Source organism: Oceanibaculum pacificum (assembly GCF_001618175.1).
Lineage (GTDB): Bacteria > Pseudomonadota > Alphaproteobacteria > Oceanibaculales > Oceanibaculaceae > Oceanibaculum > Oceanibaculum pacificum.
Map to the genome: position 1 here is coordinate 1 of NZ_LPXN01000052.1, position 7320 is coordinate 7320.

The 7320-nt window shown below is 66.8% G+C and carries 7 protein-coding genes; 1 reads left to right on the plus strand and 6 read right to left on the minus strand.

Annotated features, from left to right (window positions below; all coding sequences use genetic code 11):
* Window positions 1–32: 32 nt before the first annotated feature.
* Genes AUP43_RS04205 through AUP43_RS04230 form a run of 6 tightly spaced genes read right to left on the minus strand, consistent with a single transcriptional unit; the run spans window position 33 to window position 6418 of the window.
* Window positions 33–776, minus strand: a complete 744-nt coding sequence (locus AUP43_RS04205; RefSeq protein WP_067553080.1) for an SDR family NAD(P)-dependent oxidoreductase — start codon at window positions 774–776, stop codon at window positions 33–35.
* Window positions 777–795: 19 nt separating this feature from the next.
* Window positions 796–1587 carry an alpha/beta fold hydrolase gene (locus AUP43_RS04210; protein ID WP_067553081.1) on the minus strand — a complete coding sequence of 264 codons (792 nt, stop codon included), beginning with the start codon at window positions 1585–1587 and terminating at the stop codon, window positions 796–798.
* Complete coding sequence (locus AUP43_RS04215; RefSeq protein ID WP_084462556.1) at window positions 1584–2471, minus strand: amidohydrolase family protein; 888 nt, start codon at window positions 2469–2471, stop codon at window positions 1584–1586. The genes AUP43_RS04210 and AUP43_RS04215 overlap by 4 nt, the downstream gene beginning before the upstream one ends.
* Window positions 2472–2496: 25 nt before the next feature.
* A complete protein-coding gene (locus AUP43_RS04220; RefSeq protein ID WP_067553083.1) occupies window positions 2497–3690 on the minus strand; it encodes a CaiB/BaiF CoA transferase family protein in 1194 nt (397 codons plus the stop codon).
* A 19-nt stretch (window positions 3691–3709) separates the two neighbouring features.
* The gene (locus tag AUP43_RS04225) at window positions 3710–5440 is read right to left on the minus strand and encodes an NADH:flavin oxidoreductase (RefSeq protein ID WP_067553085.1); all 1731 of its coding nucleotides are present in this window, start codon (window positions 5438–5440) and stop codon (window positions 3710–3712) included.
* A 12-nt stretch (window positions 5441–5452) separates the two neighbouring features.
* Window positions 5453–6418, minus strand: coding sequence for a dihydrodipicolinate synthase family protein (locus AUP43_RS04230; RefSeq protein WP_067553087.1), 966 nt, complete (start codon window positions 6416–6418; stop codon window positions 5453–5455).
* Between the two features lie 232 nt (window positions 6419–6650).
* Between AUP43_RS04230 and AUP43_RS04235 the strand changes: the two genes are divergently transcribed.
* Window positions 6651–7271 (plus strand): TetR/AcrR family transcriptional regulator, encoded by a 621-nt coding sequence (locus AUP43_RS04235; RefSeq protein WP_067553089.1) that lies wholly within the window; start codon window positions 6651–6653, stop codon window positions 7269–7271.
* The last annotated feature ends 49 nt before the right edge of the window (window positions 7272–7320 follow it).

Consider the following 7320-nt stretch of genomic DNA (forward strand, 5'->3'; position numbering starts at 1 on the left):
TCCCTCTCCCCTGCCGGGGCGAGGGGTTCTTCTCAGATGATCCCGCCATTGACGTGGATGACCTGGCCGGTGACGTAGCTGGCGTCGGGGCTGCACAGGAAGCCGATCATCGCCGCCACCTCGGCCGGTTCGCCCTGGCGGGCGAGCGGAATGTGGGCGATCAGCGGCTTCATCTCCTCGGGATCGTAGAATTGCTCGGTATCGGCATCCTTGCGGATCAGGCCGGGGGCAACGCAGTTGGCGGTGACCTTGTAGGGCGCCAGCTCCACCGCCAGGGCGCGGATCAGCGCCTCGGAGCCGGCCTTGGCCGCCGCCGAGGCCGGGCAGATCGGGTAGTTCGGGCGGAACACATGGGCGTTCAGCGTGCTGATCGCGATCACCCGCCCATCCTGCGATTCCTTTAGCGCCGGCAGCGCCCGGTTGGCCATCTGGAACAGCCCCCCCAGGATGACGCCGTAGCAGCGGTCGAGATCGGCCCGTTCAAGTTCGCCGAAGCGCTTCAGCTCCGGGAAGCCAGCATTGGCGACCAGCACGTCCAACCCGCCCAGCGCCGCCAGCGTCTCGTCGATCAGACGGTCGGCCTCTTCCGGCTTCGATATATCGGCCAGCACGATATGGGTCTTTCCGCCCTTGGCCTGCAATTCGGCGGCGACGCGCTCGCAGCCGGCGCGGTTGGTGTGGGCGTGGATGACGATGGCCGTGTCCGGCCCGGCCAGCCGGCGGGCGGTGGCCGCGCCGATGCCGCTGCCCGATCCCGTGACGAGAATGCGCCGCATGATTTCTTCCCCTTTGTTTTTATTGAGACAGTGTCGACAGAAATTCCCGTATCCGCTCGATGACCGGTGCGCGCATCTCCAGATGCGGGCTGTGGCCGCAATCCGGCACCGCGTAGGCGGCTGCCGGGCCGGAGGCGGCGGCGACAATCGCCTCCACCTGCGCCCAACTGCCGTGATCGTCGCGCGCGCCCTGGATCGCCAGCAGCGGACAGGCGATGCGGGGCAGCAGATCGACCATCGACCAGTCGCGCAGCGCCGGGCGCATCCAGGTCTCGGCCCAGCCCCGGAACATCGCCTCCGTCCGGTCGCCATGATGGCGGGCCAGCCGGGCCGAGAATTCCGGATCCTCGCGCCAGCGCCCCATGACGGCGGCGAGGCCGGACTGGGTGTCCGGCTCCATCATCACATGCGCGGCCATGGTGATGCAGGCGGTCGGCTGGGTGGGAAACAGCGCTGCGTAATACAGCGCGATGGTGCCGCCGTCGCTATGGCCCAACAGGATCGGCCGGTCGACGCCGCAGGCCCGCAGCAGCGTCGGCAGCGCCTGTTCGGCCTCGATGCGCAGGAAATCGTCGGGCCGCGGCAGCGTCACCGCGTCGGAGCCGCCATAGCCCCAGCGCTCATAAACCAGCCCCGGCAGGCGGGCCGCCCGGCACAGATCGGCCGGGAAGCCGCGCCATTGCGGAATGCTGCCCAGCCCTTCATGCAGGAACACCAGGACAGGCCGGTCGGCCGGTCCCGGTATGCGCTGCATCCGCAGGCAATGGCCGCCCGCCATGACATGTTCGTACGGCCCGCCCGCCAGGCTCATGATCTGGGAAATCCGTACAGCTCGGCCGGATTATCGACCAGGATGCGGTCGCGCACGCCGTCATCCTCGACCCATTCCAGCAGCACGTCGAGCAGCTCGATATCGTCCGGGTTCTTCTGCCGGGCGAAGGGGTTCGGATGCGGCCAGTTGCTGGCCCAGACCATCCGTTCCGGCGCGGCGCGCACCAGCGCGCGGGCCATCGCGCCGACATCGCCATAGGGGAAGGATTGCTTCGATGTCTCGTAGGGGCCGGACAGCTTGTTCCAGACCCGCCCGGTTTCCAGCAGGTCGAGAAACGCCTTGAAGCGGGCATCGCTGGGCGAGACGGGATCGAGATACTTGCCGTTATGGTCGATCACCACGGTGCCGGGCAGCGCCTTGATGGTCTCCACATGGTCGCGCATCTCGGCGCCGTCGAATTGCAGCTGGATGTGCCAGCCGAATTCATGCACCCGCGCGGCCATGCGCGGCAGGGTCTCCCAGGGCAGCACGCCGCCGGCCAGCATGAAATAGCGCAACCCGCGCACGCCGGCCTTGGTGTAGGCCTCCAGCTCCGCGTCGGTGACCGAATCGCCTACCACCACGACGCCGCGCGCCGCGTCGGGGCCAAGCTCGGCCGCCAGTTCGGCCATCGCGTCCATCGTGCAGCGATTGTCGAACGCGTAGGCGCTGGGCTGCACGACCACCACCCGCTCCGTGCCCCAGCGCCGCATCAGCGTGCGATAGGCCGAGACGCCGGCCAGCGGCGGCGCGCCCGGGCTGGTCGGGGCCACGGGATAGCGCTCCGGCGAGCCGTAGAAATGGATGTGGCAATCGCACGCGCCCTTCGGCACGCGCAGCTTCGGCGTCTTCAGCGGCGCCGCCGCCTCCTGTCCAAGCGACATTTCCTCTCCTGTCTCATTTTTATACTCACCCGAGCAATGCTGCCCGTTCGGCGGACATCTCAGCGATGTCTTCATTAGAATAACCGAGTTCGGAGAGGATTTCGGCTGTATGCGCGCCTAATTTCTGCGGCGGCAGTTTCACCTCAGCGGCTTGCCCGTCATAGCGCACGGGATGGTTGACCAGGGTGACCGGCGCGCCGGTGGCGCCCTCCACCGTGACGAAGGTGCCGTTATGCTTCACCTGCGGATCGGCGGCGACGTCCTCATAGCCGTTCACGCGGGTGAACCAGATTTTCTTCGGCTCCAGCAGGGCGGCCCAATCGGCATAGCTGCGGGTCGGCAGCAGCCGGTTCAGATGCTCCACCACCTCCTCGCGGCGCTCGAAGGCTTCCGCGTCGGGGATGGCGGAAATCTCGGCGCTGCCCATCGCCTCGCCCAGCCCCTGGAGGCTGCCCAGCGAGATGGCGATGTGCCCGTCCTTCACCGGATAGATGCCGTAGGGGGCGGCGTAGTACCAGCCGCCGATGCGGTGCGGCGGCGCGACCTCGTGCTTGCGGTCGGCGTTCAGGAAATTGATGAAGGATTCCATCTGCAAATCGATGGCCGCCGACAGCAGATTCACATCGACCCGGCAGCCCTTGCCGGTGCGCGTGCGGCGCAGCAGCGCGCCCAGCACGCCCATCGCCAGCAAAGCGGCGCCATGATGGTCGGCGACCGACACGCCGACGGCGCGCGGGCCGGTGACCGACTCGCCGGTGATGGTCGACAGGCCGCTCATCGCCTGGATCAGCAGATCCTGGCCCGGCTTCTCGGCATAGGGGCCGTCCGGGCCGTAGCCGGAGGCCGAGGCGAAGATCAGCCCCGGATTGACCTGCTTCAGCGCCTCATAGCCCAGCCCCAGCTTCTCCATGACGCCGGGGCGGAAATTCTCGCACACCACATCGGCGCTCTCGGCCAGCTTGCGCGCGGCCGCCTTGCCCTTGGCGGATTTCAGGTCGAGCGCGATGGAGCGCTTATTGCGGTTGCCGGTCAGGAACAGCGAGGCCTGGCCGTCGACGAACACGCCGACGCCGCCGCCGAACTGGCGCTGGAACGCGCCTTCCAGCGGCTCGACCATGATGACGTCCGCCCCCATGTCGGCCAGCGCCTGCATGCCCACCGGGCCGAGCAGAAAATGGTTGAAGCTGACGACTTTGATTCCTTGCAGCAGATCGAGCATTTTCCACCCTTCCCTCTTGTTATTTGCTTTGTTCCAGCCTCGCGGCGTCGCCCAGCAGCGCCGCCGCGAAGGCGCTTTCGATCGCCGGCTTGGATTTGCCGGCCTGTCTTGCATCGCCGATCACCTCGACGCGCTGGCCGGCCTTCGCCAGCCGGCGATAGCGCGCGCCGGTGGCATTGCGGGCGCGGTGATAAAACCAGTCGCGAACGTCCGGCCGGCTCATCAGGCCCGCCACGCCCGGCCATTTGCCGACACCCAGCTTCAGCAGCGCCGGCACGATAGCGCCCAGGCCGAAGCGATAGCGCGCCCCGGTCGCCACCACGATGCGGTCGAACCCGTCCAGCAGCGCCGGATCGGTGGCCGGGTCGCGGCCATAGGCGAAGCTGACGCCCTTCTCCCTGCAATCCTGCTCCAGTGCCGCGATATAGGCGAGGAAGCTGCCCTGCCGGGTCTCCACCTCCTGGAATTTCGGCGCGAGGCCGGCCAGGCGGAAGCTGCCGCCGCCGCGCGGCGCGCGCTCGAACAGGGTGACCGCATTCCCCTCCGCCACCAGCGAGGCGTAGGACAGGCCGGCCGGGCCGGCGCCGATGACGGCGATCTTCTCGCCCCGCGGCGGGGTCGCACCGGCGAACAGCCGCTCGCGTCCGGTGATCGGGTTGACCAGGCATTGCAGCCGGCTGCCGCCGCGCATGCCGTCGACGCAGGTGTTGCAGGCCAGGCAGCGCCGCACCGGCTTGCCTGCCCGCACCTTGCGCACCCAGTCGGGATCGGCCAGCACGCTGCGGCCGAGCGCGATGAAATCGACATCGCCGGAGTCGACCGCCTGCTTCGCCAGCGCCGGATCGCCCAGATTGCCGACGGCGATGACCGGCACCGCCACCGCGCGCTTGATCTTTCGGGCGAACTCCAGGAACGGCCCCTCGCCCATCCACATCGGCGGGATCATTCGCGCCGCCGAGGGCTGAGAGCGGTAATGCCCGGCCGAAACATGGATCGCATCCGCTCCGGCCTCGGCCGCCCAGACCGCGACCTTGAAACCGTCGGCGAAGGGCATGCCCTCGGGGAAATAATCCTCCACCGTCAGGCGGAAGATGACGCCTATGCCGGGCACCGCCGCCTTGATGCGCCGGGTGATATCCAGCCCGAAGCGGGCCCGGTTCTCCAGGCTGCCGCCATACTCGTCGGTGCGGATATTCTCCGCCGGGGTGAGGAATTGCGAGATCAGATAGCCATGCGCCGCATGCACCTCGACCACGTCGAAGCCGGCGCGCTTCGCCCGGTCGGCGGCTTCGACATAGGCCTGGATGGTCTGTTCGATGCGCGCCCCGGTCATCGCCTCCGGCACGATGGTTTCCATCGTCATCTCGAAGACCGGATGCGGCACGGCGGAGGGGGCGATGGGCGTCTCGCCGCAAATATCCGCGCGGGTATGGCCGCCGCCATGGCCGAGCTGGATGCAGGCCGCCGACCCCTCGGCATGGATCGCCGCCACCAGCGCCGTCAGGCCGGGCAGGAACCGGTCGTCATACAGCCCAAGCTCGTTGAAGCGGTGCCGGCCGACCTTCTCCGGCGCCGCCATCTCGACCGTGATCAGCCCGACGCCGCCGCGCGCGCGGGCTAGGTAATAGGCTGTCGAATCCTCGGTGACGAAGCCCTCGGCATCGGCCGCGCGCGTTGTCATGGAGGGCATGACGATCCGATTGGGGATCGTCGCCGGGCCAATGCGGCCCGGCGTGAACAGATCGGCCATGGAAAATCCGGCTTACTCGGCGGCGAGCGGCATGGCCCCGTCGCGGCCGATGCCGGCGGCGCTCAACGCCTCGCGCAGGCGCTTGAGCTCGGCATCCGACAGCTTCATCAGCGGCGGGCGCACGACGCATTTCTCCACCCGGTCCAGCATCACCAGGCATTCCTTCATGCGGTTGTGCATGTCCAGGAAGGGCGGCGAATAGAAAGCCTGCGCCAGCGGATAGATGCGGTCGTTGATCGCCTGCGCCTTGGCCAGATCCTTGGCCTGCACCGCCTCGAACAGCGCCACCTGCAGATCGGGGATGACGCTGCCCGCGCCGGACAGCAGGCCGCCGGCCCCCATGGTCAGCGAGGCCATCAGCCAGGAGCTGTGCGTGGTCAGCACGGTGATCGGGCGCGGCAGGCTCTGGAAGGTGCGGATGTGCTTTTCATGCAGCATCGCGTCGTTCGACCAATCCTTGATCGCCTTGATCGACGGCACTTCCTCGAACAGCCGCAGCAGCGTCTCGAACGGATAGCCGAGGCCGGTGCCCATCGGGTACTGGAACAGGATGATCGGCAGGTCGGTGGCGTCGGCGATCATCTTGAAATGGCGGATCGCCATTTCCGGACGCAACTGGCCGCCCATCGACATGCTCTGCGGCGGGAACACCAGCAGGCAGGACGCGCCGGCCGCGTCCGCCATCTTGGCAATGCGCGCGGCCTCGTGGCTGCCATCGGCATAGACGCCGTTGATCAGCGGAATCTTGTCGCCCATCTCGTCGATGCAGAATTCCAGGATACGCTTCTGCTCCTCGAAGGTGCAGGCATGCACCTCGGAGGCATGGCCGTTCACCGTCACGGCGGCCAGGCCCGGCGTCGCGGCGACATGGGCGTTGTGGCGGCGCGATTCCTTCTCGTTGATCGAGAAATCCTCGTTCAGCGCCAGCAGGGTTGCCGGGATGACGCCTTTCGGCTGGAAATTCTTGAACTTGCGCATCTTTGCTTCCTCCCTCGGTCGGCGCGGCCGCTGATGCGGCCTTGAACAGGATTGCAGTATCGCAGAATACTGACTCACAAGTAAGTAGGTTTCATGAGAAAATGATGCAATAGCCCGCATGGCTGGGGGCGGCGCGACATATCGACGTATCGCGTCTCGCCCCGCATTCGCGGTAACCGGGCACACCGTTTTCTGCTACAACCATAGTCAATATAGAACAAAGAGACGTGGGATGCGGGACCGAATCAAGGAAATCGCCACAGAGCTGCTGATCACGCATGGCTATCGCGGGCTGCGCTTCAAGGATATCGCCGACCGACTTGGCACCACGCGGGCGAATATCCACTACCATTTTGGCACCAAGAAGAAGCTGATCGAGGAAGTCATCCACGAATATGTCGACGGCACGACCCGGCAGATCGTCGATATCTGGACCGACCAGCAGACCAGCTTCATCGACAAGACGATGCGGATGATGGAATTCAACCGCCTGCGCTATGCCCGCTTCAACCCGCGCGGCAAGAGCGGCCGGCCCTGGAGCCTGATCTCGCGCATGCGGCTGGAGGCGGAATTGCTGTCGAAATCCTCCAAGGACGTGCTGCGCGACTTCTCGCTGAAGACCACCGAATGCGTGACCGCCGCCGTGCTGCACGCGCAATCGACCGGCGAGCTCAGCCCCGATGCGCCGACGAACGACATCGCTGTGCAGATCGTCGCCGTCATCGACAGCGCCGGCTCGATCACCTCCGATGCCGGCTCCTTCGACCGGCTGGAGCATCTCTACACCGCCTATGTCCACATCCTGACCCACGCCTATGGCGGCAAGAAGCCCGCCCAGGCGGTAGCAGAGTAAAAGGCGGCGAGGACGCAATTGGAAATCCCCTCGCCCCGGAAGGGGAGAG